This window comes from Abyssibacter profundi (genome assembly GCF_003151135.1).
GTDB classification, from domain to species: domain Bacteria; phylum Pseudomonadota; class Gammaproteobacteria; order Nevskiales; family OUC007; genus Abyssibacter; species Abyssibacter profundi.
Genome location: NZ_QEQK01000004.1, coordinates 69,783 through 93,924, shown reverse-complemented (window position 1 = coordinate 93,924; position 24,142 = coordinate 69,783). Strand labels below are relative to the sequence as shown.

The window sequence follows — 24,142 nt, the reverse complement described above, 5'->3', positions numbered from 1 at the left end:
TGGTCAGCCGGCCATCTCCAGCGCCTGTTCCATGTCCACGCTGACCAGCCTCGAGACACCCGGTTCTTGCATGGTGACACCGTGCAACCGGTCGGCCAGTTCCATCGTCAGCTTGTTGTGAGAGATGATTATAAATTGCACGTCTTCCGACATGTGCCGAATCATGTCGCAGTAGCGCGAAACGTTGGCGTCATCCAGGGGCGCGTCGACCTCATCCAGCATGCAGAACGGCGCCGGGGTCAGCTGGAACAGCGCGAACAACAGCGCAACGGCTGTCATCGCTTTCTCGCCACCGGACAAGAGCTGGATTGACGCATTCCGTTTGCCTGGCGGCCGCGCCATGACCCGGATGCCGGTCTCCAGCAAATCGTCGCCGGTCAGCTCCAGTGTCGCCTCACCACCGCCAAACAACATGGGAAACCGTGTTTGGAAGTGGCCGTTGACCGTTTCGAAGGTTTCGCGGAAGCGCGCCCTCGTTTCGCGGTCAATCTGGTTAATCGCCGAGGTCAACTGCTCCAGGGCATCGGTCAAATCCTTGTGCTGGGCATCCAGATACTCGGCTCTGGCCTGCTGTTCGGCGTACTCCTCAATCGCGGCCAGATTGATTGCACCCAGCCGCTGAATCCGCCGTTCCAACCAGGCCAGCTGTTCAACCCACGCATCGACCGTGGCGTCCTCGGGCAAGCCGGCTCGAACGGTTGACAGCGTGGCATTCATTTCCTGCAAGCGCTCAACCAGCGTCTGGCGGCGCACCTGCAAGCCCTGGGCATCCAGCTTGGCCTGCTGCAGTCGTTCGCGCAGGGGCTCCAGTTTCGAACTCGCCTTGCGTGCAAGGTCTGCTCGCTCGCGGACACGCACCTCGGCGGTTTGCAGGCGTTCTCTGGCCTTGCGCAAATCGGCCTCGGCTGCCTGCTTATGCGCCTCGGCGGGACCACGCTCGGCTTCCAGCGTCTCGATCGGCTTTTCGCTACGGTCCGCACGGGCATCCTCGGCACGCAACCGCGCATCGAGTTCACGGCGACGGGCCACCAGTTCATCGACCCGCTGGCGGGCGGCACCCAGGCGGGTTTCGCGCTGAGACAGCTGCATCGCAGCATCCTGGCGGCTACGACGGGCCTGATCCAGCTGATGACGCACCTCGGCCATGGCCTGGCGTGCCTGGGTCAACTCAGCCTGTAAAGCGTTGCGGCGCTGCTCGGCCTGGGCTGCCTGCTCCATGAGTTTGGACAGCGTGGCTCTCGCCGCGTCCAGCTCCTCGCGTGCCTTGATCTGAGCCGCCGTGAGCTCCTTGAGCTCGGTATCGCCGGCCTCTCGCTGACGCCGCGCCTGCTCCAGCTGACTCTGGTCCCGCTCCTGCTCGGCTAACGCCCGGGCAGCCTGGCGACTCACTTGATCGGCAGCGCTCACCAGCTCGGAGCGTCGGGCATCCAGTGCCGACAATTCAGTCCGGGCCGTCTCCAGGGCTTGCCGATGCTGCTGCTCCTCGGCTTCCGCCGCGCTGACGTCTTGATGGAGCTGCTTGAGGGTGCGCTCACGCGCGATCACGGACTCCCCTGCCGACCCGGCCGATGCGTACCAGCGGTAACCAGGCCCGTAAATGGAGCCGTCTGACGTCACCAGACGCTGACCGGGCTTGAGTTGGTCGGCCCGGTGCGCGGCCGTCGCCGGATCGTCGGTGTAGTAGACGTCATCGAGCAAAGCCATGAGAACTGCTGGGCCCTCGACAAGACGGATGAGCGGCCGTGCGCCCGCTACTGTGGCCGGGACAGGCAAGGCGCCCGAAGGACTGTCTGACACCAAGCCCAGCGCCGCGGGCGGTGCGTCCTCCAGCTCGGGGGCCGAGGCAGCGGCCACTGCCTGTAGCCAGGGACCCAGCACCGCCTCGACGGCGGTCTCATGACCAGGTTCGACCTGTAGCAGCTGCGCCAGCCTCGGCTGCTCGGCCAGACCATGTTGCTGCAGCCAGCCGCCCATGCGGGCTTCGTCCTGTTGCAGGGCCGCTTTTTGCAGCGCCTCCAATGAGGTTTGTTGGCCTCGCAGGCGGTGCAGCACCTTGCGGGCCTCATCCAGGGCGCGGTCAGATTCGCTGCGGCGCAGTCTTAATTCACCCAATCGGACATCCAGTTCAGTGACCTGCGCGCGCGCGGCCTCCTGCTCCTGAACCCGTTTGGCGTGCTGCTGCGTCGATGCCGCCGCCTTGCGCTCCGCCGCCTCGATGTCCAGTTCCGCCAGGCGCGCGCGCAGCCTGTCGGCGCGACGCGCATAGTCTTCGAGTTGCCGCTCGGCATGCTCTACGCGAACACGCTCCCGTTCGGCGTCTCGTAACGGTTTTTGGGCCTGCTCGACAATCTGGTCCCAGCCGGACTGGACGCGGGACAGCTCCTCTTCGGCCCGAGCCGCCTGGTCGGCCAAACGATCTTCGCTCTCCGTGGCCTGTGCCAGTTGGGCGCGCGCATCGGCCAGTTCGCGTTCAAGCGTCTGCCGTGCATCCCCGGCCGTTTTCTGCTCGGCTTCGAGACGGTCCAGCTCTCCAGCAAGCTGAGCCTGCTCACGGCGGCGAATTTCAGCCAGCTCTCTGGCATGGCGAATCGCCTGGTCCAGCTGCGACAGTGCCGACTCGGCCCCATAGAACGCACCCTGCGCCGCTTGCAGCGCATCGGTGGCCACCTGCTGATCCGCCCGGGCCTCCTCGGCAGATTTGTTACCGGCATCGGCCTCCACGCGGGCGGCCTCGTAGGCGCTACGCGCCGACTCGATCCGGGCCTCCTGCTCGCGACTTTCGACTTCCAGTGCCTGCAGACGCAGCACGACGAGCTCGGCCCCGACCTTGCGCTCTTCCGTTTTCAGCAGCTTGTATCGCTCGGCGTTATCGGCCTGGCGCTTGAGCTGAGCCAGTCGCTCCCCCAGCTCGGATCGCAGATCATCTAGGCGATCCAGATTGTCCCGGGTATGCCGAATTCGGTTCTCGGTCTCACGCCGCCGTTCCTTGTAACGCGAAATTCCGGCGGCTTCCTCGATGATGTTGCGCATGTCCTCGGGACGTGCCTCCACAAGACGGGAGACCGTGCCCTGCTGGATGATTGCGTAGCTGTTGCGAGAGCCCAACCCGGTTCCGAGAAACAGATCGGAGACATCCCGGCGCCGGCAACGTTTGCCGTTGAGGAAATAGGTGGACTGACCATCGCGAGCCAGCTCGCGCTTGACGGAGATTTCGGCGTACTGCCCAAACTGACCTTCCAGCCGGCCTTCACTGTTATCGAACACCAGTTCAACCGAGGCCCGGCCCACCGGTTTACGACCCTTGGAGCCGTTGAAGATCACGTCTTCCATGGCATCGCCACGCAGCTGTCGCGCGCTGGATTCGCCCATGACCCAACGCACCGCGTCGATGATGTTCGACTTGCCGCAGCCATTGGGACCCACAACCGCGGTCAGGTTGGAATCCAGTTTGAGGTGCGTGGGGTCCACGAAGGACTTGAAACCGGCAAGCCGGATGGCGCTGAGCCGCATCAGGTGGCGCTGTTCAGGGGAATCAACGCCGTAGTGTAAATTAATGCGGTCGCCGCGAAGTAGCCGACGTGGGTGAAAACCGATGATCCCGCTTGCTTCGCCATCCCATTGTTTGCGTATGCGCGCCCTACCGCGCATGCGCAACCGTGCCGCAGCACCGACTTGGAGCCCCTATGTCCACCCAGCCTTCCAAGGACCTGGAAACCTTTCCGAATCCGAATCCTGAGCGTGACTTCCTGATCCAGATGCGGATTCCTGAGTTCACCTGCCTGTGCCCCAAGACCGGCCAGCCTGATTTCGCCACCATTCACCTGGACTACATCGCAGACCAGACCTGCGTGGAGCTCAAGTCGCTCAAGCTCTATATGTGGAGCTTTCGCGATGAGGGCGCATTTCACGAGGCCGTGACCAATCGCATCCTGGACGATCTGGTCGCCGCCACATCGCCTCGCTATATGCGCGTCACCGCCGAGTTCTACGTACGCGGTGGCATCTACACCAATGTGGTGGCCGAGCACCGCGCCGAAGACTGGACGCCGGCTCCGCCCGCACCGGTGCCACCAGCCGTCACGGGGGTAGGACAATGATGCGCCGCCTGCTTTGTGTGGCGAGCTGTTTGCTCGCAGGTGTCGCCGAAGCACGGATCACCCTACCCATGCTCACGGCGGCGGAAATCTCGGCCAGCTGCGAGCAGGCCCTCACGTTGGGGGCGGCACGCGCCCAGCAGCTGGCGCAAGGCCGTGTTGATGGTCCGGTCCTGCACGGCTGGGACCGGATGATGGCGTCGGTGGAAAACACCGTGGGTCCGGTGTACATCCTGGCCTATGTGCACCCGGATAAGACGGTGCGGGATGCGGGTGAGGCCTGCATTGTCGAGTACACACAGTTTGAGACCTCGCTGTATCAGGACGAGGCGCTTTATGCGGCCATCTCGGACGTGGAGCCGCAAGACGCCATCGACGCCAAGCTCAAGCAGGATTTGCTGATCGCTTTCGCGGATGCCGGTGTCAGCCTGCCCCCGGAGCGGCGTCAACGTGCCGCAGCAATCCTCACCGAACTCCAGTCGCTGGGTCAGCGGTTCGCGCGAAATATCCGGGAGAACAACACCAAGCTGACGTTCTCTGGAGATGAGCTCGCAGGTCTGCCAGCCAGCTACCTGGAGCAGCACGACGTCCAGCCCGGCGGCAGCCTGACGGTGGGCTTCGATTACCCGGACTACGGACCGTTCATGCGCAGCGCAAGCAACGAGTCGGCCCGTCAGCGTTACTACACCGCGTTCAACCGCCGTGGCGGCGCGGAAAACCTGGAACTGCTGGATCGCATTGTTGAACTGCGGCACGAATACGCCGGCCTGCACGGGCTGGAGTCTTACGCCGAGTTCGTGCTCCAGCGGCGCATGGTGGGCTCGGTGGCACGGCTGGACCGTTTCCTAACCGAGGTCGGCGCTGTCACCCGCGAAGCCGAGGCCGCCGACGTGGCGCGTCTGCGTGCGATGAAGGCCGAAGACCAGGGACGCCCGCTGGACGAAGTCCAACTCAAGCAGTGGGATCGTTCGTACTACATCGAGCAATACCGGCAAGCCACCGCACAAGTCGATCAAGAGGCGCTACGTGCGTACTTCCCCACCCTGGCGGTGCGTGACTGGATACTCGCCGTGACGGCCACCCAGTACGGCCTGCGTTTCGAACCCGCCGACGTGCCTGTCTGGCATGAAGATGTCGTCTACTACGATGTCATCGACCAGCACAGTGGAGAGCGGCTGTCTGGTCTCTATCTGGATTTGTTTCCCCGCCAGGGCAAGTTCAAACACGCAGCCGCCTTTCCCGTCCGAGGTGCCAGCACCTTGCAAGGCCGGACACCGATCTCGGTTCTCGTGACCAATTTCGACCGGAACGGGCTCACCCAGGGCGAGGTCGAGACCTTTTTCCACGAGTTCGGTCATGGCGTGCACGGTGTGCTGTCACGCACCCGCTACGTGTCACATGCCGGCACCAGTGTCGAGCGCGACTTTGTCGAAGCGCCCTCGCAGATGTTCGAGGAATGGGCCCGGCGCCCCGAATCACTGGCTTTGTTGCAAGCCCACTGTACGGGGTGCCCGGTGCTGGGCGAAGACCAGATTCGTCGCCTAGATGTCGCCCGTCGCCTGGCCAGTGGCATGCGATATGCGCGACAGCATCTGTACGCGAGCTTCGACTTTCAGCTCTATCAAAACCCGCCCCAGTCGGCCCAGGCCCTCTGGGAGCAGATGACGGCACAGACCCCGTATGGCTACGCCCCTGAGACGCAGTTTCCCGGCGCCTTCTCGCATATCGCAGGCGGGTATGCCTCGGGGTACTACGGCTATATGTGGTCGGAGGCCATCGCACTGGACATGCTCTCGGCCTTCGGGACCAGCATCGTGAATCCGCAGGTGGGCCTACGCTTTCGGAACTTGATTCTGGCGCGGGGCTCCGAACAGTCGGCCGATGCCATGGTGCGCAGCTTCCTCGGTCGAGCCCCGTCGAACGCAACATTCTTTGATGAGATTCGCGGGCAGCGCAGCGCGGTCCAGTAACGACGCAGCCCCCGGGGTAGATGGCGGGAACCCCCGGGGGCGCTACCCCGCAACCGCTGTTCGTGCCAGTTGCCGGTACAGGGGACGCATCCGCCTGTACATGCGTGCATACACACGCCGGTAGAGTTCGTCGTACGTCGCCACCGACGCCGGCTCAGGCTCGAACACGTCGCCCACATGCGTCATGGCGCGGACAGCTGTCCGGTAGTCAGGGTGCAGCCCGACGCCCACCGCCGCGCAGATCGCTGCACCCAGCGCCGACGCTTCATAAACATGCGGGCGTTCGGCAGGCAGACCGAAGACGTCAGCGGTGATCTGCATGGCAACATCACTTTGCGAGCCGCCACCGGCCACGCGCAGGCGATGGATCGGCTGTCGCGTACTGCGTTCGATCCGCTCTCGACCATGCCGCAAGGCATAGGCCAGACCCTCCAATATGGCCCTGTACAGATGCGCGCGGGTGTGTACGTCACTGAAACCAATGATGGCCCCGCGGGCTTCGGGCCCTGGCTCGCGAACGCCCGGGCTCCAGTACGGCTGCAGCATCAAGCCGTCGCAACCGGGGGCGATATCGCGGACCTGATCATCAAGCACGGCCTCGGTGGGCAAGCCGGCGGAGGCCGCCAACGCACGTTCGGCAGCACCGAATTCCTCTTTGAACCAGGACACCATCCAGAATCCGCGGAAGATCTGGACCTCGGTGTTGAAATGCCCTGGCACGGCGGCAGGATAGGCTGGCAGATAACGGATCACCTCGTGGTAACGCGGTGACACCGTGTTAATGGTGGCCGTGGTGCCGTAACCCAGACAGGCCGTATCGGGTGACAAGGCGCCCGAGCCCAGCACCTCACAGGCCTTGTCACCGGCGGCCGCGATCAACGGGAGATCCGCCCGCAGACCGAGCGCCGCAGCGGCCTCGGGGGTTAAGCGGCCCAGGGGTTTGCCCACCGGCACCAGTTCAGGCAACTGTGCAGCCCGGACACAAACCGCTCGCCACTTCCAGTCCATGCGATGCGCCCACCGCTGCCGCTGGTAGTCGAAGGGCACGTAGCCGACCTGACAGCCCACCGAATCCCGGATTTGTCCGGTTAATCGCAGGCTGAGGTAGCCGGACAGGAACAAAAAATGGCGCGTACGGGCCCAGGTGTCCGGCTCTTGCGCAGCCAGCCAGTTGCATTCTGCATCGGCTCGAAACTGGGCGATGGTTTCCTCCACACCCAGCGCGCGAAACAGCCAGCCCCAGGGGCCCGGCACGTTGCCGAGCCCGGGCTGCATCCGTTTGTCCAACCAGAGAATCGCGGGTCGGAGGGGCTGTCCCTGCGCATCCAGACAGACCACGGAGCCTCGCTGTGTGGTCAGGCTGACCGCCGCGATGCGGCCCGGGTGGGCCTCGGGTTGTGCCCACACGCGCTGGCAGCTCTCGCAGATGGCGTCCCAGTAAACCTCCGGCGCCTGCTCCGCCCAGCCGGGATGCGGTGACTGGTAGGGCTCGAACGCGGTTTGCGCGCTCGCGACCAGCCGCCCCCGGGCATCAAACACAATTGCACGCGCGCTCTGGGTGCCGACGTCCAACGCCAACACATGCTGGTCACGCATCCGCTTCGGGCTCGATCAGTTGATTGAGAAACGGCACATCAATCACGTGGCAACCCGCGTCGGCGCCAAGTGAGTTCAGCACCTCCACCGGCCGATCGGCCTCACCCAGGCTGTCGACCACCAACACCGCCTCATCGAACACCTGGCTACGCGTATTCGAATTCACCGTGACCAAGGTTGTCAGACCTGCAGCGCGCGCGGCCTGCAACCCGACATCGGAATCCTCAATGGCCAGACTCCGATCAGCCGAAACCCCCAGACGCTCCAGCGCCATGAGGTACAAGTCGGGTGCGGGTTTCTTGGCCGGTGCTTCTTCCGAACCGATGACCAGATCCACCTTGTCCACCAGGTCCGGCCCCATCGCATGCGACAGAAACGGTTCAATGCTCGCGTGGCTAGCGTTCGTGACAATCGCCACTTTGACCCCCATGGCTTTGGCTTGCTCGATCAGCCTGCGCACACCGGGTCGCAACGGTATTTTCCCCTTCGCCAGCCGCCGCGCGTAGTGGCGTGACTTCGCCGTGTGAACGGCATCGACCAGCTCGTCGACCGACTGATCGCCACGCTCCGGGTCATAGGACTCCACATAGTGTCGAACCCGCTCTCGCCCGCCCGGCAGGCTTAAGAGCTTGCGGTATAGCCGCGGGCCCCATTTCCAGGTGAGGCCTAAATCCTTGAACGCACTGTTATAGGCGGGCCGGTGCCCCTCAGCTTCGGTGTCGGCGAGCGTGCCATCGAGATCAAACAGTAAAGCCTGTAACCACACGGTCTTATCGCGGCGTTAGCGGACGAACCCACATAATACGGACATGAGCCGACCTATGAGCCACAACAAGGCCGAATTGTGACGTACATCGGACGTTTTGCCCCCTCTCCCACCGGCCCCCTACACCGGGGCTCCGTGGTGGCTGCGGCGGCCAGCTACCTGGATGCCCGCGCGCACGACGGCCGCTGGCAACTGCGCATCGAGGATCTGGACACAGGCCGCTGCGATCCGGACGTTGCCCGGACAATGATCAACACGCTGGCCCAACTGGGCATGCAGGCCGATGAACCCGTGTACTGGCAATCCAGGCGACAGTCGACCTACCAGCAGGCCTTCCAGTCCTTGTCGGCAGCCGGCCTGGTTTATGGCTGCGCCTGCACCCGCGCGCAGGTGCGCAGGCATGCGCCGCGCCCCGGCGTCTACGCCGGAACGTGCCGGTCTGGCTTGTCCGATGGCCGCGTCGCGCGCTGCTCACGTGTGCGTATTGACCAGCTGGAGGATCGATTCATCGACCGGCTGGCCGGCCCACAACACAGTCTTCAGGGGCGTGACTACGGCGACCCCGTGGTACTGCGCGCTGATGGCAGTTATGCCTATGTCTTGGCCGGTGCAGTTGACGACGCCGAATGCGGGATTACAGACGTGGTGCGCGGTGATGATTTACTCCCAACGACCGCCACCCAGCGCTGTTTGCTTACGCTGTTGGGGCTACCGACACCGCGCTATGCCCATGTGCCCGTGGTGCGCGGTGCCGATGGCCGCAAGCTCAGCAAACAGAATCACGCCCCTGCCATCGACCCGATGCAACCCATTGAGACCATTCGCGCCGCATTCCGCGCACTGGGGCTACCGGAGACCATCACCGCGGCTCGAGAAGCCAAGACACTGCCCGAGCTCTGGCAAGCCGGTGTGATCGCCTGGCGCGAACGCCTGAGCCAACTGAACTCCCACCGCAGTTGAGGATGCGCTTCGGCGCAAGGGTTGACGCGCACATCAGCCGAAGAGACGGCGACTGCACCCGATGCCACGACTTCGCCGGCCTCTGGCCGACCAGCTAGGCGTCAGGAGGGGCATCTGGCACACTTCCGCAGCGCAACAATTTAAGACTATCCATGACTGACGACGTTCGTGTCATCAAGAAGTACCCCAACCGCCGGCTCTACGATACGGCGATTAGCCGATACATCACGCTGGAGGAAATTCGCCAGTTGGTGATCGACGAAGTGAAGTTCGTCGTGATCGACAAACGCACCCGCCAGGACATCACCCGGAATATCCTGCTGCAAGTCATCGCCGACCAGGAAGAAGGCGGCAACCCCCTCTTCCGTACACAGTTGCTGGAGCAGCTGATCCGCTTCTATGGCGACAGCATGCAGAGCACGGCCAGCCACTACCTGGAACTTTCGCTCCAGCTGTTCATCGAACGCAGCGGACAGTTGAAAGATCAGTTACGCACGCGCTTGGGCACGGCGACGCCACTCCAGTCGCTCAAGGAATTGGCGGCTGAAAACACGCAACTCTGGCGTGCCGTGCGTCGTGAATTCGTGAAGAATCTTCCACGTGGAAAGGCTGGCGGCAAATTGGAAGAGGACGACAGCGAGGCGTCGTCACCCACCTCCACGAAAGACTAGAGCAAGGGAATTGATTCCCTTGGGTGCAGCGCAACATTTTTGTTGACACATTAGTAAGCTAACCATATACTGCATCGCAACATCAGACAGTTGATCTGCGCCACAGGCGCTGCAACTTGACCCGAGTCTCCTCCAGAAAGGCCTTGTGCCTTTCTCGCACCTTGGCCCCCTCCCCCGGGGGCTTTTTTTTGCGTGGAGTCATGGTTGCTGGCTCGAGGTAAGGACCCGGATAGGGTTGGGTCGGCCACCTAATTCGGTTATACTGCACCGCAACATAGACGAAGACGTGGCGCCGAAGGCGCGGTCTTCTGAACAGAGTCTCCTCCAGAAAGGCCCTCGTGCCTTTCTCGCACCTTGGCCCCCGTCCCCGGGGGCTTTTTTTTGCCTGAACACAGGCCCAACACGGGGCGCTCGAGGCCAGCCGCACACGGCCCTGATGTCCAAATCGTCTAATCGGGGCGGGGGCATGCGAAGGACTGCTCGCCGCGAATCGCAGACAAACAAAAGCCCGGGCTAGCCGGGCTTTTGTCTAGTCTCCTTGAGAAAGGCATCACGCCTTTCACGCACCTTGGCACTCTCCCTCGAGAGCCTTTTCCACTTCACCCCCCGGATTCGTGGCAGTTACTTTCGGCTTCCCCGAACCGTTGTAAAGCAACTGTTAATGGGTACATTAACGAATCCTATGAGGTGAAGCAAGCATCAAAGTGTCGATTTCCGACGGATTCTATCTGAACGATCGTTCGAAATCGCCGTCCTGACGTGGGAAATCCATGCAGACGACACTGACATCGATGTCGCGGCAGTCAAATTTACTGCCGCTCACCCTCTTCCAGTCGCATGGACAGGCGAATGCGTCCCTGCTTGTCGACTTCCAGCACCTTGACGCGTACTTCCTGGCCTTCCGACAGTTCGTCGGAGACATTCTCGACACGCTTATCTGAGATCTGGGAAATGTGAACAAGCCCATCCTTGCCCGGCAAAATCGTGACGAAGGCACCAAAGTCCATCAAACGCGCGACCTTGCCTTCGTAGACCTCGCCCGCGACCACGTCACGAGTCAATTCTTCGATTCGCTTAACGGCCGCATCAGCCGCAGACTTGTCGACAGCGGCAATCCTCACCGTTCCATCATCATCCAGATCGATGGTCGTCCCGGTCTCTTCGGTAATCGCGCGAATGGTGACGCCACCCTTGCCGATCACGTCACGGATGCGATCCGGGTTGATCTTGATGGTCGTGATACGGGGCGCCCACTCGGACATGTCCTCACGGGGCGTATCGATGACCTTGTTCATTTCGGTCAGGATGTGCAGCCGCGCTTCCCGCGCCTGGTCCAGCGCTCGCTCCATGATCTCGCGGGTGATGCCGGCGATCTTGATATCCATCTGCAGGGCGGTGACGCCGTCCGTGGTGCCGGCCACCTTGAAGTCCATGTCGCCCAGGTGATCTTCATCACCCAGGATATCGGTCAACACGGCAAAGCGGTCGTTATCCAGGATCAGGCCCATGGCCACACCGGCCACCGGCGCCTTGATCGGGACACCGGCGTCCATCAGCGCCAGACTGGTTCCACAAACCGAAGCCATGGAGCTGGAGCCGTTGGACTCGGTGATCTCGGACACCACACGCACGACATAAGGGAACTCGCTTTCGAGATCCGGCAGCACGGCAGCCACACCCCGACGAGCCAACCGGCCATGACCGATTTCGCGGCGCTTCGGTGAGCCCATGAACCCGGTCTCACCCACGCAGTACGGGGGGAAGTTGTAATGCAGCATGAACGGGTCTTTGGTTTCGCCCGACACACTGTCAATGATCTGAGAGTCGCGGCCCGTCCCGAGGGTCGTCACGACCAGAGCCTGTGTCTCACCGCGGGTAAACACGGCGGACCCATGCGCGCGCGGTACTGCGCCAACCTGGATATCCAGACCACGCACGGTGCGCGTGTCACGCCCGTCAATCCGGGGGTGTCCGTCCAGCACACGACTGCGAACAATCCGCTTCTCCAACTTGGAGAACGCGCCCGCCACATCCGATGCCGTCCACTGGGCGTCTTCGTCTTCACCCGCCAGTTTTTCGATTAGCGCCGTGCGGATCTCGGCCAGGCGGTCCTGGCGTGCCAGCTTGTCAGCAATCGAGTAGGCCTCGGTCACTTCAGCTTCAGCTGCGGAAACCGCTTCGGCCAACGCGGTATCTTCCGCCGGTGCTGACCACTCCCATGCAGGCTTACCCGCCTCTGCCTTGAGTTCTTCGATGGCCTGGATGGCGATCTGCGACTGCTCATGACCGAACAGGACCGAACCCAGCATGACCTCTTCGGTCAGCACCTCGGCTTCGGACTCGACCATCAGCACCGCGTCCTTGGTGCCGGCCACGACGAGATCCAGCGCGGAGGATTCGATCTGGGTGGTCGACGGGTTGAGCACGTACTCGCCGTCGATGTAACCGACTCGCGCCGCGGCGATCGGACCGGCAAAGGGACAACCGGACAGGGTCAGCGCAGCGCTGGCGCCGATGAGCGCCGGGATGTCGGGCTGCACTTCAGGGTTCAACGAGATCACCGTTGCAACGACCTGAACCTCGTTCAGGAAGCCCTTCGGGAACAGCGGCCGGATGGGCCGGTCGATCAAGCGAGACGTCAGCGTCTCACCTTCGGTCGGACGACCTTCACGCTTAAAAAAACCACCCGGAATGCGACCACCGGCGTAGAAACGCTCCTGGTAGTTCACCGTCAACGGGAAGAAGCCTTGGCCCGGTTTTGCCTCCTTCTGCGCCACGGCGGTGACCAGCACAACCGTGTCATCCATGTTCACCGTGACGGCGGCGGAGGCCTGACGCGCAATCGCGCCGGTTTCGAGCGTGACGGTATTGGCACCGTACTGAAAGGTCTTCTTGATCGAATCCATTATTTATCCGTTGCAAAAAAACGGCCGACAGAAAGTCGGCCGGTGTCGAATCGTTGCGGCCTAGCGGCGTAGACCGAGTTCTTTAATCAGAGCCTGGTAACGCCCAAGATCCTTTTTCTTGAGGTAGTCCAGCAGCTTGCGGCGATGGTTGACCATCTTGAGTAGGCCGCGGCGGGAGTGATGATCCTTCTTGTGCTTGGCGAAGTGATCACCCAGCTCGGTGATACGCTTGGACAGCAGCGCCACCTGAACCTCAGGCGAGCCGGTGTCAGCACTCGAACGCTGATGCTTACCGATCACGCTCTGCTTCTGGTCAGACGACAAGGACATTCAATTACTCCTGAAAAACGGTACGCCCGAGGGCATCGAAGGGCGCGTATTCTAGTGCGGCAATCACGCGAAAACAAGGACTTTTGCACAGCGTCCGCCGCACGGCGTCACAGGCATCGCAAAGAGCCTAGGACGGCGTATCGCCAGCTGGCTGTGAAGCCATCACCCGACGCGGCCCGACACGGCCATCGTCGAGGATCTCACCGATACCGATCAAGTCGTTGCCGGGCCCCAGCATGGCCACCAATCCTTCGGTCGGCGCCTTGGGCACCTGCACCGCTTGCCCCCGCCTCAGAAAGTAGGCTGAGTCAGCATTGACATGGACTGTGGGCCAATCGGCCACCGCCGTGGTTGCTGGCAACAACAATTGATCCAGGGCTGCAACGTCGTCTGACAACGATTCGATTTGATCCATCGTAACCATGGCGCCTTCGAATGGGCCGGCCTGGGTTCGATGCAAAGCGGCAACATGGGCACAGCCACCCGCCGCCTTGGCGATGTCTTCGACCAGCGTACGGATATAGGTGCCTTTCGAGCACGAGACAGACAGCGTCACGGATTCGGCTGTCTGATCAATGAGCTCTATGGCATGAATGCTGATGCGGCGCCGCTTACGCTCTACGGTTTCTCCGGCGCGCGCCAGTTCGTAGAGCCGGCGACCCTGGTGCTTGACCGCCGAGTACATGGGGGGAACCTGCTCGATCTCGCCGACGAAGTCTTGGGCGGCAGCGACAAACGATCGGGGATCGAGGCCGCCGTGTTCTGCAACCTCCCCTTCCGCGTCACCGGTGGTCGTCGCCGTTCCCAGCTGAGCCGTGACGGTATAGCGCTTGTCGGCATCCAGCAGATAGCCCGAGAGTTTGGTGGCCTCACCAAAGCAAATGGGTAGCATGCCTGTCGCCAAGGGGTCGAGACTGCCGGTATGTCCCGCTTTTTGGGCCTTAAACAGCCACCGAACCCGCTGCAACACGCCGTTGCTGCTGGCGCCAGCCGGTTTGTCCAATAAAAGAATGCCGCTAACCGGCCGCCCGCGTCGTTTTCTCGCCATGAAGCGTCGGGCTCTTAGTCCGCGTCGGGCGGCGTTTGGTGATCGTCACTGAGCAGCGAACGAATGCGGTCACTATCCGCCTGGCTGTAATCGGGCATAAAACGCAGCGACGGCGTGTGTCGCAGCGACATTGCCTGGGCGACCCGGTGGCGAAGATAGGGCGCCGACTCGTTCAGCACCTCCACAGCCTGATCCGCGGCCGCGCGATCGCCCAGAGCGCTGATGTAGACGCGCGCAACTGACAAATCCTTGGTGACCTCGACATCCGTTACCGTCGCCAGACCCAAACGGTGATCGCGGACATCCATGGAAATGACCTGGCCGAGAATACGCTTAATGCGTGATCCGACCCGACTGGACCGTGGCGCTTCTCTTGGCACAGCTGTAACCGTCGACCGAGGCGCTAGGCCTCGGCCGTCTCGGCAACCTTACGCTGGACTTCGATGCGCTCGAACACCTCGATATTGTCGCCTGGGCGCACATCGTTGTAGTTCTTCACCGCGATGCCGCATTCGGTACCGGCATCGACCTTTTGCACGTCGTCCTTATGCCGGCGCAGCGATTCCAGCTCGCCCTCGTAGATCACGACGTTGTCGCGCAACACGCGGATGGGCAGTCCGCGGCGGACCTGACCCTCGACCACGAGACAGCCTGCGACCTTGCCCCACTTGGTGGCCTGGAACACGTCGCGCACCTCGGCGGTACCGACGATTTGTTCCTTGGTCTCGGTGCCCAGCAGACCGCTGACCGCGTCGCGCATGTCGTCCATCACGTCGTAGATCACGCTGTAGTAGCGCACATCCACGCCGGCTTCCTGTGCGGCCTTGCGGGCTTTACCGTCAGCTCGCACGTTGAAACCAATCACCAGGGCATTGGACGCCGCGGCGAGATCGATATCGGACTCGCTGATTCCACCGACATTGGAGGACACCACCTTGACCGAGACTTCTTCGGTCGGGATGTTCGCAATGGCATCTGCCAAGGCCTCGACGCTGCCCTGCACATCACCCTTGATCATGATGGCCAGCTGCTTGAGCCCGCCTTCGGACAAGCTGGCCATCATCGCGTTTCGACGATCCTTGGCCAGATCCATCTGACGCTTCTCGCGCTGTTTGGCTTCACGCAACTCGACCAGCTCGCGCGCCTTCTTCTCGTCGGCAACAGCAAGCACCTCGTCGCCGGCTTCCGGCGTACCGGACAAACCCAGCACCTCGGCCGGCATGGACGGGCCGATGGAATCAACCTGGCTTCCGCTCTCGTCAAACAAGGCGCGCACACGTCCAAAATTGGCGCCGGCAATAATGACGTCGCCCTTGCTCAGCGTGCCTTCCTTCACCAAAACCGTTGCCACAGGTCCGCGCCCTTTCTCAAGGCTGGACTCCACGACAACACCCTTGGCTGGTGCATCGACCGGCGCGCTCAATTCCAGCACTTCGGCCTGCAGCAGAATCGCTTCGAGCAGCGCGTCGACGCCCTCACCCGAGTGCGCAGACACATTGATGAACTGGTACTCACCCCCCCATTCTTCGGGGATCACCTGCTCCTGAGACAGCTCATTGCGAACGCGCTCGGGATCGGCTTCGGGCTTGTCACATTTCGTGACGGCAACCACCATCGGCACACCAGCGGCCCGACCGTGATCGATGGCCTCTTTGGTCTGCGGCATGACGCCATCGTCAGCGGCCACCACGAGCACCACGACATCGGTCGACGACGCGCCGCGCGCACGCATCTTGGTAAACGCGGCATGCCCTGGGGTATCCAGGAAGGTCACGATCCCGTTGGGGGTTTCAACATGATAGGCGCCGATGTGCTGCGTGATGCCCCCGGCCTCACCAGACGCGACCCGTGACTTGCGGATGTAATCCAATAGCGACGTCTTGCCGTGATCGACGTGACCCATGATGGTCACAACCGGCGGACGAGGCTGTTTGGTGATCGAGTCATCCGACTCACCCACCGCACCCTGAATCAGTGATTCTTCGCGGTCCGCCTCGCTAACACGCTTGACGGAGTGCCCCATCTCCTCGACCAGCAGCGTGGCCGTGTCCTGATCCAGGACCTGGTTAATGGTCGCCATTTCACCCATCTTCATCATGTCGCGGATGAGATCAGTGGCCTTGACAGCCATGCGCTGCGCCAGCTCGCCCACCGTAATGGCCTCCGGCACTGCCACCTCACGTACGACCGGTGCTGTCGGCTTGGCAAAACCATGCTCCGTCTTGACGCGAACGCGTGACGGCGAGCGCCCCGACTTGCGGCGTCGACCGGCCTTGCCCTTGGCGACGTGCAATTCCTCGCGACGGCGCTGCTCTTCTTCAGCCTTGTTACGGGGCGGGGCCGGCGGCGGTGCCTTGGACGCACGCCGCAGGTTCTCAGCCGCACGACGGCGTGCAGCCTCCAGTTCACCGCGTGCCAGCTCGTCGGCAATGACACGACGTTTGGGGCCGGCAGGCTCGGCTGGCGCGTCTTCCGGTTTATCGGCCGGCTTGCTGTCTGCAGGCTTTTCAGCCTCCTTGGCCTCGTCCTTAGCCTCAACCTTGGGCGCCTCGGCCTGCTTGGCTTCAGCTTCGGCGGCCGCCTTCTTAGCCGCTTCCTCTTCCGCCTTGGCTTTTGCGGCTTCGGCTTCGGCCTGCTGCTTCTCAGCTTCCTCAGCAGCCTTGCGTTCGGCTTCGACGGCCGCGGCGGCCTCGGCCTCAGCCTTGGCTTTTGCCTCTGCTTCGGCTTCGGCCTCGGCGGCTGCCTTGGCTTCCGCAGCCTGCTTGGCGGCCTCTTCAGCCTCCAGGCGCGCCTTCTCCTCCGCCAGCTTGGCGGCTTCCTGTTCGCGAGCCTGTTCCTCGGCCGCAGGATCGCGACGCACGAAGGTGCGCCGCTTGCGCACCTCCACGTTCACGGTCCGAGCCGGCGAACCGCGTTGGCCGCTCACCTTCAACTGGCTGCGTTTACGCGACGGAACGCTAATGCGTTTGTCGCTGGGTGCAGAAAGCTTGACCGAGCTGGTTCCGCCACGGAGGTGGCGAATCAGGGTCAGCTTGTCTTCGTCGGAAATTTTGGCGTCGGCGCTCGTGGCGTCGATCCCGGCATCCGCAAGTTTGGTCAGCAGTGCGTCAACAGCAATGCCGACTTCCTTGGCCAGGTCCTGGACTGTCATCTCAGCCATTCGAGTCCTCTCAATTCAATACGTGGATCAGTTCGCAAACAGGCAGGTTTAATTACTCCGCCGCCGCTTCCTCATCCTCAAACCAATGGGCGCGGGCGGCCATAATCAATTCGGCCGCCTTGGCGTCCGTCAGACCGCCCAGGCCTGAAATTTCGTCTGTTGCCGCGTCGGCCAACTCATCCCGGGTGGTGAAGCCTTCCGCGGCCAGCGCATAGGCCACCACCTCGGACATGCCCGGCAGGGCAACCAGATCTTCAGAAGGCTGGGCTTTGTCACCCTCGCCTCCACCGATCGCGCGCGATAACAGGACGTTGCGTGCTCGGTTACGCAGCTCCTCGGCAATCCCGTCATCAAACTCTTCGATCTGGGTGAGCTCATCCGCCGGGACATAAGCGATCTCCTCGATGGAGGTAAACCCTTCCTGGACCAGGATGACAGCGACCTCTTCGTCCACATCAAGCTGGTTGCGGAACAACCCGATCAGCCGCTCCGCCTCATCTTCACCCTTGCTCTCTGCGTCTTCGATGGTCATGACGTTCAGCGTCCAGCCTGTCAGCTCGGACGCCAGGCGCACGTTTTGTCCACCTCGACCAATGGCCTGAGCCAGCTTTTCGCCGTCCACCGCCACGTCCATGGCATGCGAGTCCTCATCCATGATGATGGAGGCAACATCAGCAGGCGCCATGGCATTGATCACGAACTGCGCCGGATTCTCGTCCCACAACACGATATCCACACGTTCGCCACCGAGTTCATTCGACACGCTTTGAACACGTGAGCCGCGCATGCCCACACAGGCGCCAACGGGGTCGATTCGCTTGTCCTTGGCCAGGACGGCAACCTTGGCCCGCAGCCCCGGATCGCGCGCCGCGCCCTTGACGTCGATCAGCCCCTGGCCGATTTCCGGAACTTCCATACGGAAAAGTTCGATCAAAAACTCCGGCCGCGTGCGGCTCACGAACAACTGCGGACCGCGGGGCTCAGCCCGGACGTCATAAAGAAATCCGCGGACGCGATCACCAGGCCGCATCGGCTCACGTGGAATCAGCTGGTCACGCGGAATAATGGCTTCGGCGTTGCCACCCAAGTCCATGATGACGGCCCCGCGCTCCATGCGCTTGACCAGACCGGTGATCAGTTCGCCGACTCGATCCTGGTAGGCCTCGACCACCTGTGCCCGCTCGGCCTCGCGCACTTTCTGCACGATGACCTGCTTGGCAGCCTGTGCGGCAATGCGGCCGAACTCCACGGACTCCATCGGCTCTTCCACATAGTCGCCGACTTCAATGCCTTCGTACTGCTGCTGCGCATCGGACAAACGAATGGAGCGCGACTCGGCGATGAACACCGGGCCCTCGTGATCCTCGCCAGCTTCTTCAGCGGTCGGCGCGTCATCGGGTACGACTTCCCAGCGGCGGAAGGTGTTGTAGGCCCCAGTCTGACGATTGACCTCGACGCGGGCGTCGATGTCATCGATATGTTTCTTACGCGTGGCCGAGGCCAGCGCCATTTCGATGGCTTCGAAAATGATGTCCTTCTCGACGCCCTTTTCGTTGGACACCGCATCGACTACGAGCAGTACGTTCTTGTTCATTTCACCCGCCATTCCTAGGACCTATTCCTCTGGCACCAGCCGTGCCGTGTCGATGTCGCGCAACGCAAACCGGTGCAGCTCACCATCAACTGTCATTTCGATCGTCTCGTCGTCTCGCGCCATCAACTGGCCGCGAAAACGTTTGCGTCCCTCGATGCTATCCACCAGCCGAAGCTTGATCTCCCAGCCGACGAACGCATCGAAGTGCTGTGGCTTCACCAACGGCCGATCGAGACCTGGCGATGACACCTCCAGCGTGTAGTGACCCGAGATCGGGTCTTCAACGTCCATGAGCGCACTGACCTCGCGACTCACACGTTCACAATCACCCAGACCAATTCCGTCCGCGTGATCGATGTAAAGCCGCAGGATTTGCTCACCATCACCGCCGGCCAGTTGCAGCCACACAAGCTCATAGCCGAGGGACTCGACCACGGGCTCAATCAGTGCTGTCAGATCTCGCTGCAAAGCTTTCAAATCCTCAAGAATAAAAAAGCCCCGATCGGTCGGGGCTCCCTTATTCGGTCAGCTCGCCTGCCGCCCCAAACCATGAGCAGCACGCGACACGTTACTTAAAGACGTCTACCGCACAGACCGGATGACACCCGACGTGCAGGCTAAACGCCCCGCATGAGGCGCAGAATTATAGGGATGACCGCCCCTACACTCAAGGAGGCAAATCAGTAAAGACCCGCCAACGCTCACAAATGCTGCACACGAGCCAGGAACAACCAGACCTGGAACATCAAACAACCTGGAAACCACTTCATCGTGCGGACCCAAGTTGCTGTCGCACATACGAAAAAGCCCCGTCGGAGACGAGGCTTTTAAGAAGATTGGTAGCGGGGGCAGGATTCGAACCTGCGACCTTCGGGTTATGAGCCCGACGAGCTGCCTGGCTGCTCCACCCCGCACCAGGGAGGCGCATAGTACAGACCTCCCTACCGCCCTGCAACGGATTCTTTGTAAATCATTTTATTTCAATGATTTACCACTTCCTTCTGCCGCGAGTTCGCGCAAAAACAACGGCACGTGCTCCAGATTTCTCCCCGGAAGCGACCCGCTAGGCGGCCGCTGCCTGTGCAGCATCGGCAATCGCACAAGCCTCGTCGGCAAGCTTATCGCCGTCGACCGGGGTACGCGCCGCGATCAGCTTGCGTATCTGGGCGAACTCGCGCGGCCGATTGACGGCATGCGCCGCAGCGATGATGCCGGCCTGCAGATAGAAAACGACAAATGAGTCCTCATCCCGCGTGCCACGTAACACGGTTTGATCGTGTGCACCCAATAGGCCGGCCATTTGCAACTTCAAATCGAACTGATCTGACCAGAACCACGGCACGGCTTCATGCGGCTCGTCCTGTCCACAGATGCTGCGCGCCGCGGTTCTGGCCTGCTCCTGGGCAGCTGGGACCGACTCAAGCCGGGCTGCGTGGCCCAGAAACCGGTTCGCGTGATTCGCACAGTCACCCACGGCATAGATGTGCGGGTCATTCGTCCGGGAATAGGCATCCGCGACAATCCCGTTGTCGACGGTGAGTCCAGCCGCATCCGCGAGTTCCGTCTCCGGGATCACGCCGATACCGACCACGACCACATCAACCTGTAAGCACTTGCCATTGGTTAATGTCACCGACTGTACCTGTCCGGCTCCCTGCCATTCGTCAATGCCGGTACCGGTCAGCACCTGGACGCCGCGACGCGAGTGGGCCTGCTCAAAATACGCCGACATCGGGGCATCGACCACGCGCTGCAGCAATCGATCGCCCATCTCGACGACGGTGACATCCAGCCCCGCCTTGATGGCTGACGCGGCCGCCTCCAGTCCGATGAAACCACCGCCCACGACCAGAAGCCGCTTCCCTGCCTCAAATGAAGGCTTGAGCCGGTCGATGTCAGCCAGCGTGCGGATGTAGTGCACGTTGGCCGCCGCATCGGCTGGTTCACCCAGGCGTCGAACCCGGGCTCCAGTCGCCAGGATGAGATCGTCATACCCGACGGATGCTTCATCAGACAAAGTGACCTGCCGAGCCTGCCGATCAATGGCAGTCACCCGCAGGCCGGTCTTGCATTCGATATTCGCCTTCTCAAGCATGGCGGGCTTGCGGATTGTCAGCGATTCACGCGCCATGCTCCCGTCGAGATACGCCTTGGACAACGGCGGTCGCCGGTAGGGCAGCTCGTCCTCATCGCCAAAGACGAGCACCCGCCCTTCATAACCGTTTTGGCGCAGTGCAAATGCAGCTTCAATGCCGGCCTGCCCGCCGCCAACAATCACCGTTGTTGGTCGATTTTGTGTCTCGTCCATGATCTCAGTCAGTCGTTAAATGGCGCGGAAAGTCTAGCGTGAACCGGCCGCAGTGCGTTTGCGCTAGCCAGGCTCCGAACAAACGAAGGCCGAAGCCAACGTCAGCTTCGGCCTTGTCGCAAAACATGGGTTGTGGACGCGCTAGGCGGCCTTCGGCCCCTCCATCATGCGCTGCATCTCGGCTTCAAAGGCTGGCAACTGCTCCAGAAACGCCTTGTTGTCGTGATCCCAGGGATGGAAGCCGGGGCGGAAGTAGTCCACCCATTCCGGAATGGTCTTCCGTAGCGCCCCCGGAGAACGGAACAAAAAATCCGCCAAGCCCACATAGCCCTTCACACGCGCCACCAAGCCGCGCTCCAGCGTGGCGTCGGCTTTGACCATCCGCCAGTGAAAATTGGCCACCAACGGCCAGAAGATGACCGTAGCCAGCACCAGCCCCAAGCTGCGCTTGAGGTAGGTACTGGTGCCTGGCTCCATGACCGCCGCCCACACATCGTAGGCCACGGCCTTGTGCTCGGTTTCTTCCAGCGCATGCCAGTTCCAGATCTTGGTCAGGACAGGATCGGAGTCACCCATGATGCTCGGGTCGGCCAGTAGCTTGTCGGCCATGATGGCCGTGAAATGCTCCAGGGCGATGGTCGCCGACAGCTGCATCGACTTTGGTCGATTTGCCTTGATGTATTCCAGCAGGCGATCCACGCGGGCCTCCATGGCCTCAACCGGCATGCCCGCAGCGGAGACCGCCTCGTTGTAGGCCTCATGCTCGCGGCCGTGCATGGCCTCCTGACCGATGAATGCGGTGACTGCCTGTTTCAGTTCCGGATCGGTGATCTGGTCCCGGTAGTGCCGCACCGCGTGCATGAAGAACCGCTCACCGACCGGGAAGAACACCGACAGCGTGTTGAAGAAGTGCGTGACGTACGGACCGCGCTCGTGCCAGTTCAGTACATCTCGCGAACCTAGATTGAACCGGAAGTCCCGTCGAATGGGCAGCATGTTTAACGCTCCGATGGATGTCAGTGTCACCATACGGTGTCAACGTTGGATCACAATGTCAACATCACTTGATGTAATATTCTCTCTATTGATGTCATCACCCCTCGTCCTCGACCGGCTTGTAGGATGGGGCGCATTGCCGCATGGGGGGCACAGCACAGATGGACGACACCATGAGCACATCCGACAAGGCAGCCGCCGCCCAAGGCGACCAGCCCGCGGAATACCGCATCCGTGAGTTATCGCGACTGTCGGGCACCAGCGTGAGGAATATCCGGGCCTATCAGGACCGGGGCTTAATCCCGCCTCCGATTCGCCGGGGCCGGGTCAGCATCTACAACTACGATCACCTGTCTCGACTGCGGGTCATCAGCGAGATGATTAGCCGGGGCTATACGCTCACGAGCATTGGCGAGCTATTCCAGGCCATGGAAGCCGGCCACGACATCGCCGACCTCATGGGCCTGCAACGCGCGGTATCGTCACCATGGACCGATGAAGTCCCGCAAACCTATTCGCTGGGAGATCTGATGCGCCTGTTCCGCGGTCACTTTTCCCCGAGGTGGCTGATGATCGCCACTGACCTGGGCCTGCTGGAACAGACCGGTGCAAAATTTCGTGCGCCCAGCCCGAAAATCGTCCACGCCGCGGCCGAACTGGTGGCCGCAGGCATCCCGTTCGAAGACATGGTCAGCGTCGTGCGCAAACTGCGTGCGAATGTCGAGGCGGCCAGCGAAGACATGGTGCGGCTGGTCGAACGCCACTGCTTCGACAAATACGGCCCGGGCCTACCCCCAGCAGACAAAGTGCCCGAGCTGGCCGAGCTGGTCTGGCGCCTTCGGCCATTAGTGGAGCAAGGGGTGCTGTCTGAGGTTGCGCGATCGATGGAAATCGCCGCCAACAAACACCTGGGCGACCGCTTGTCTTATGTGCTGGAATCGCTTTACGAGCAACAAAATCGCACACCGGAACGCGAGCCTGACTCGCAAGAGTGATCGAGTAGCTGCCCCTGCGCTGACCCGCGACTGATGAACTGCTGGTGCCGGGCTGAATCATCGCGGAGAACGAGGGATCGACTCGGGCCGACCTGCCCCTCGCCGCTATGCGGCGCCGTCGCTTCGCTCCCGCGACCGATTCGGCCGTCCTGGCCCAATCGTCGAACCGTGGGCTCTCATCCAAATCCCCTTCCCCACCAAACGAAAAAGCGCCGCTGGTGCGGGGCTTAATCATCGCGGAGAAGGAGGGATAGACTCGGGCCATCCTGGCCCTCGCCGCTGCGCGGCGCCGTCGCTTCGCTCCCGCGTCCGATTGGGCCGTCCTGGCCCAATCGTCGAACCGTGGGCTCTCATCCAAATCCCCTTCCCCACCAAACGAAAAAGCCCCGCTGGTGCGGGGCTTAATCATCGCGGAGAAGGAGGGATAGACTCGGGCCATCCTGGCCCTCGCCGCTACGCGGCGCCGTCGCTTCGCTCCCGCGTCCGATTGGGCCGTCCTGGCCCAATCGTCGAACCGTGGGCTCTCATCCAAATCCCCTTCCCCACCAAACGAAAAAGCCCCGCTGGTGCGGGGCTTTCTCATTTGGCGGAGAAGGAGGGATTCGAACCCTCGAGGGGCGTAAACCCCAACACGCTTTCCAGGCGTGCGCCTTAAACCGCTCGGCCACTTCTCCCTAGTTTTGTCCGGCCGCTACGCTAAGTGGCGACTGGCAGGGCGCGCGATGGTAGCGATATCGCCGATGGATGG

Annotated in this window: 17 protein-coding genes and 2 tRNA genes; 5 read left to right on the top strand and 14 right to left on the bottom strand. The window is 62.1% G+C overall.

Annotation, left to right across the window (positions count from 1 at the left end; all coding sequences use genetic code 11):
* Nucleotides 1–3 precede the first annotated feature (3 nt).
* Nucleotides 4–3,648: a chromosome segregation protein SMC gene (smc, locus tag DEH80_RS05020; protein ID WP_109719388.1), complete on the bottom strand. Its 3,645-nt coding sequence runs from the start codon at nucleotides 3,646–3,648 to the stop codon at nucleotides 4–6.
* Nucleotides 3,649–3,683: 35 nt separating this feature from the next.
* Between smc and queF the strand changes: the two genes are divergently transcribed.
* Both queF and DEH80_RS05010 read left to right on the top strand, forming a co-directional pair.
* A complete protein-coding gene (gene queF, locus DEH80_RS05015) occupies nucleotides 3,684–4,097 on the top strand; it encodes a preQ(1) synthase (protein ID WP_109719387.1) in 414 nt (137 codons plus the stop codon).
* Nucleotides 4,094–6,064, top strand: coding sequence for a M3 family metallopeptidase (locus tag DEH80_RS05010; protein WP_109719386.1), 1,971 nt, complete (start codon nucleotides 4,094–4,096; stop codon nucleotides 6,062–6,064). The genes queF and DEH80_RS05010 overlap by 4 nt, the downstream gene beginning before the upstream one ends.
* A gap of 42 nt (nucleotides 6,065–6,106) precedes the next feature.
* On the opposite strand, the gene DEH80_RS05005 is transcribed toward DEH80_RS05010, so the two are convergent.
* Together DEH80_RS05005 and DEH80_RS05000 are read right to left on the bottom strand one after the other, a co-directional pair.
* Entirely contained in the window at nucleotides 6,107–7,660 is a 1,554-nt protein-coding gene (locus DEH80_RS05005; RefSeq protein WP_109719385.1) for an FGGY-family carbohydrate kinase, read from the bottom strand.
* Nucleotides 7,653–8,426 (bottom strand): HAD-IA family hydrolase, encoded by a 774-nt coding sequence (locus DEH80_RS05000; protein ID WP_109719384.1) that lies wholly within the window; start codon nucleotides 8,424–8,426, stop codon nucleotides 7,653–7,655. Before DEH80_RS05000 ends, DEH80_RS05005 begins: the two co-directional genes overlap by 8 nt.
* Nucleotides 8,427–8,504: 78 nt before the next feature.
* Here DEH80_RS05000 and gluQRS point away from each other — a divergent pair, with 78 nt between their 5' ends.
* Both gluQRS and phaR read left to right on the top strand, forming a co-directional pair.
* Nucleotides 8,505–9,386, top strand: a complete 882-nt coding sequence (gene gluQRS / locus DEH80_RS04995) for a tRNA glutamyl-Q(34) synthetase GluQRS (RefSeq protein WP_165831297.1) — start codon at nucleotides 8,505–8,507, stop codon at nucleotides 9,384–9,386.
* Nucleotides 9,387–9,538: 152 nt separating this feature from the next.
* Nucleotides 9,539–10,057, top strand: a complete 519-nt coding sequence (gene phaR, locus DEH80_RS04990; RefSeq protein WP_109719382.1) for a polyhydroxyalkanoate synthesis repressor PhaR — start codon at nucleotides 9,539–9,541, stop codon at nucleotides 10,055–10,057.
* A gap of 809 nt (nucleotides 10,058–10,866) precedes the next feature.
* On the opposite strand, the gene pnp is transcribed toward phaR, so the two are convergent.
* The 10 genes from pnp to DEH80_RS04940 all read right to left on the bottom strand — a co-directional run bounded on the left by pnp (nucleotide 10,867) and on the right by DEH80_RS04940 (nucleotide 22,399).
* The gene (pnp, locus tag DEH80_RS04985) at nucleotides 10,867–12,963 is read right to left on the bottom strand and encodes a polyribonucleotide nucleotidyltransferase (protein WP_109719381.1); all 2,097 of its coding nucleotides are present in this window, start codon (nucleotides 12,961–12,963) and stop codon (nucleotides 10,867–10,869) included.
* A gap of 60 nt (nucleotides 12,964–13,023) precedes the next feature.
* Complete coding sequence (gene rpsO / locus DEH80_RS04980) at nucleotides 13,024–13,293, bottom strand: 30S ribosomal protein S15 (RefSeq protein ID WP_109719380.1); 270 nt, start codon at nucleotides 13,291–13,293, stop codon at nucleotides 13,024–13,026.
* Nucleotides 13,294–13,420: 127 nt separating this feature from the next.
* Nucleotides 13,421–14,341, bottom strand: coding sequence for a tRNA pseudouridine(55) synthase TruB (gene truB, locus DEH80_RS04975; protein WP_109719379.1), 921 nt, complete (start codon nucleotides 14,339–14,341; stop codon nucleotides 13,421–13,423).
* Nucleotides 14,342–14,355: 14 nt separating this feature from the next.
* Nucleotides 14,356–14,721 carry a 30S ribosome-binding factor RbfA gene (gene rbfA / locus DEH80_RS04970; protein WP_109719378.1) on the bottom strand — a complete coding sequence of 122 codons (366 nt, stop codon included), beginning with the start codon at nucleotides 14,719–14,721 and terminating at the stop codon, nucleotides 14,356–14,358.
* A gap of 23 nt (nucleotides 14,722–14,744) precedes the next feature.
* A complete protein-coding gene (infB, locus tag DEH80_RS04965; RefSeq protein WP_109719377.1) occupies nucleotides 14,745–17,501 on the bottom strand; it encodes a translation initiation factor IF-2 in 2,757 nt (918 codons plus the stop codon).
* 52 nt (nucleotides 17,502–17,553) lie between these two features.
* Nucleotides 17,554–19,095, bottom strand: coding sequence for a transcription termination factor NusA (gene nusA / locus DEH80_RS04960; protein ID WP_109719376.1), 1,542 nt, complete (start codon nucleotides 19,093–19,095; stop codon nucleotides 17,554–17,556).
* Nucleotides 19,096–19,116: 21 nt separating this feature from the next.
* Complete coding sequence (rimP, locus tag DEH80_RS04955) at nucleotides 19,117–19,563, bottom strand: ribosome maturation factor RimP (protein WP_207774479.1); 447 nt, start codon at nucleotides 19,561–19,563, stop codon at nucleotides 19,117–19,119.
* A 369-nt stretch (nucleotides 19,564–19,932) separates the two neighbouring features.
* Nucleotides 19,933–20,009: transfer RNA gene (locus DEH80_RS04950), tRNA-Met, on the bottom strand.
* Nucleotides 20,010–20,158: 149 nt separating this feature from the next.
* Nucleotides 20,159–21,403: an NAD(P)/FAD-dependent oxidoreductase gene (locus DEH80_RS04945; RefSeq protein ID WP_109719374.1), complete on the bottom strand. Its 1,245-nt coding sequence runs from the start codon at nucleotides 21,401–21,403 to the stop codon at nucleotides 20,159–20,161.
* Nucleotides 21,404–21,544: 141 nt separating this feature from the next.
* On the bottom strand, nucleotides 21,545–22,399 hold the full coding sequence (locus DEH80_RS04940) for a metal-dependent hydrolase (RefSeq protein WP_109719527.1): 855 nt from the start codon (nucleotides 22,397–22,399) through the stop codon (nucleotides 21,545–21,547).
* Between the two features lie 173 nt (nucleotides 22,400–22,572).
* Here DEH80_RS04940 and DEH80_RS04935 point away from each other — a divergent pair, with 173 nt between their 5' ends.
* Nucleotides 22,573–23,394, top strand: a complete 822-nt coding sequence (locus DEH80_RS04935) for a MerR family transcriptional regulator (protein ID WP_207774478.1) — start codon at nucleotides 22,573–22,575, stop codon at nucleotides 23,392–23,394.
* 584 nt (nucleotides 23,395–23,978) lie between these two features.
* On the opposite strand, the gene DEH80_RS04930 is transcribed toward DEH80_RS04935, so the two are convergent.
* Nucleotides 23,979–24,068: transfer RNA gene (locus DEH80_RS04930), tRNA-Ser, on the bottom strand.
* Nucleotides 24,069–24,142 lie beyond the last annotated feature (74 nt).